General features: G+C 49.4%; 3 protein-coding genes and 1 pseudogene. 3 read left to right on the plus strand and 1 reads right to left on the minus strand.

Features of this window, described 5'->3' with window-relative positions; genetic code table 11:
• Window positions 1-210 (minus strand): annotated as a pseudogene (locus RMO84_RS10975) (hypothetical protein); the annotation flags it as partial.
• Window positions 211-444: 234 nt separating this feature from the next.
• Here RMO84_RS10975 and RMO84_RS10980 point away from each other — a divergent pair.
• The 3 genes from RMO84_RS10980 to RMO84_RS10990 form a co-directional block, all read left to right on the plus strand.
• Window positions 445-771 carry a hypothetical protein gene (locus RMO84_RS10980; protein ID WP_310488502.1) on the plus strand — a complete coding sequence of 109 codons (327 nt, stop codon included), beginning with the start codon at window positions 445-447 and terminating at the stop codon, window positions 769-771.
• A 163-nt stretch (window positions 772-934) separates the two neighbouring features.
• Complete coding sequence (locus tag RMO84_RS10985) at window positions 935-2365, plus strand: phosphoglucomutase/phosphomannomutase family protein (RefSeq protein WP_310488503.1); 1431 nt, start codon at window positions 935-937, stop codon at window positions 2363-2365.
• A gap of 63 nt (window positions 2366-2428) precedes the next feature.
• A partial coding sequence (locus RMO84_RS10990) for a hypothetical protein (protein WP_310488504.1) occupies window positions 2429-2788 on the plus strand: 360 nt, incomplete at its 3' end.

Raw genomic sequence — 2788 nt, forward strand, 5'->3', positions numbered from 1 at the left:
GGTACGGATGATATAACGATAGGTAACACCGAAGAGAAAACCACAGACGATCGCAATTGCGGCTGCCAAACCCAGACTGAGTGAAGGTTGGGAGGATTCATGGAAGAGCGTGACATCAATGGCGATCGTCAAGCCATAGACGATCCCCGTGGCAATCCCGCCGAGACTGCCAGCCTTGATTGATTCGATGCGTTCTAATGTGTCCTGCATGGGGAATTAGTATAGGGAAAGGCACGACGAGAAAGCAACTTTGTGCAAAGTAATGTAAAAGACCGAGATCGGAGCGCGAGAGCGTAGGAAGTATTGTAAAGTAGATGGCAGCGATTCGCGTTCCTTGGGTTCCCCAAGGGTTAAGCGAATCAAGACAGTTAGGTTAGTGGGGACAAAGTCGGCGAGATCGCGACCTCACCAGCTAAAATACAAGTAATAATTCAAAACCAAACAATGGTAGACCGTCCAATCAAAAAAGCCGATCGTCAAAATCCACCTGTTGAGAGTGACGGCAACCCCAAATCTTCCGAAGCCCCCAAGAAGAAGAGTAGTGAGAATCGCGAGAGTCGCGGTGCAGACAAAGGTGGCCGCAGAGACTCCAACAAAAGAGACGAACCCAGAGCACCAGAAAATCTTGCCTTGATGAGAGGCCCCAAGCCCAGCAAGGCAAAGCCGCCAGTTATCAAGGAAGCCGAACCAGAAGTTAGTGAAGAGACTGCGACTGAAGATGCTGCGACTGAAGATGCTGTCACTGAAGCAACAGCAACAGATGAGGCATAGAGACTAGTCGATTAATTCAGTTTTAATTTTCTTAGCAGGGATCGATCGATCCCTGCTATTTTTCGATCGATCGATCGCCATCGGTGCTAGTTAATTCAGTTTTCAGGTGTTGAAACGATCGTGTGCATCTGTAAAATAATGAAGTTGCTAGCGGTGTGAGTTGATGAGTGCGAACGCAATTAAATTTGGGACAGATGGTTGGCGCGGTGTCATTGGTGCAGAATTTACATTCGATCGATTGTTGATGGTGGCACCGCTGGCAGCGGCAGTGTTAGCGGATACTTATAGTGCCAAGACTGGCAATCGGAAGATTATTGTCGGATTCGATCGGCGGTTTATGGCCGAAACTTTTGCCAAACGGATGGCCGAAGCCGTGCAGCAAGCTGGGTTCGATGTCATCCTTAGCGATACGTTTGCCCCGACACCAGCATTTAGCTGGGCTGCTCACAGTCAAAATGCCCTTGGTGCCCTGGTAATTACCGCCAGTCACAATCCTGGCGATTACTTAGGTTTGAAGGTCAAGGGTAACTTCGGTGGTTCGGTACCGCCAGAAATGACCCAACAGATCGAAGCGAGATTGGGGCAAACTTTGCCCGCTACTCAACCAGGCACCCTGACGACTTTCGATCCGTGGGCGAGTTACTGTCAGGAATTGCGCGGCAAAGTCGATCTAGCGAGCATCCAACAAGCGATCGCCTCCGGTAAACTATCGGTATTTGCCGATGTAATGAATGGGGCGGCGAGTACGGGCTTAGGCAGATTACTCGGTTTGCCGATTACCGAACTCAATAGCAAAACCGATCCGCTATTTGGCGGTGGCGCGCCCGAACCTTTGCCCAAGTATCTCTCCCAACTGATGCGGACGATCCGCGCTCATGGTAGCGAACCTGGGGTGCGGGTGGGGTTAGTATTCGATGGCGATTGCGATCGAATTGCGGCTGTCGATGGCTCTGGGGAGTTTCTGAGTTCGCAGATTTTGATCCCGATTCTAATCCAGCATTTGGTCGAGCGGCGCGGCTTTACCGGCGAAATTATCAAGACCGTGAGTACTTCCAATCTCGTGCCGCGCATGGCGAAGTTGTACGATTTGCCAATCTATGAAACGCCGATCGGCTATAAGTATATCGCCGATCGCATGCTGGACACTGCCGTCCTCATCGGTGGCGAAGAATCGGGCGGCATCGGTTATGGCAATCATATCCCCGAACGTGATGCCCTGCTTTCGGCACTGTATCTGCTCGAAGCACTTGCTAAATCGCAACAAGATTTAGGCGATTTGTACCGCCAACTCGAAGTCAAAACTAACTACAACTTTAAATACGATCGCGTAGATTTGCATTTGGCAAATATGGAGGTGCGATCGCGATTAATGGCAGAGTTAGAGCAGAAATCATTTGCTAAAATTGCTAACATAGAAGTATGCGATCGCAATTTAGTAGACGGATACAAATTTAACTTAGCCGATAATAGTTGGCTATTGATTAGATTCAGTGGTACCGAACCAGTTCTCAGACTTTATTGCGAAGCAGCAACGATCGAGCAAGTCCATGCAACGCTAAACTGGGCGCAAGATTGGGCAAAGTCGGTATCATAAGATCGGCGATCGTTGTATCGATCCAAATTATAGGTAGTGGCCGATTTCCACTGATGGCTAATCGTGAAACTTTCTCTTGGTTTAGCAACGATCGCTAGCACATTTTTAGCTTTATTGATACCACAATTAGGCAGATCCCAAAGTATCTTACTGCAACCCTTTCCTACGCGATCGACAACCCCAATCGATCGCCAACAACCAGTATTTGTGCCGCCAGTTCCCACACGCTCGATCGTGCCAATCGATCGGGGAACGGGAGTGTTTTACCAGTCTTTTCCAGCAACTAATTATCCCGCAACGCCGATCGATCGCCCAGTGCTAATTCAAAATAACGGTGCGCTCGGTAATCCGAATACCACAACGATTATCGACCCATTTGCGCCCATCGATCCCAATCGCGGGGCAGTTCCAGGCTCGATCGAT

Source organism: Chamaesiphon sp. VAR_69_metabat_338, assembly GCF_031423935.1.
Lineage (GTDB): Bacteria > Cyanobacteriota > Cyanobacteriia > Cyanobacteriales > Chamaesiphonaceae > Chamaesiphon.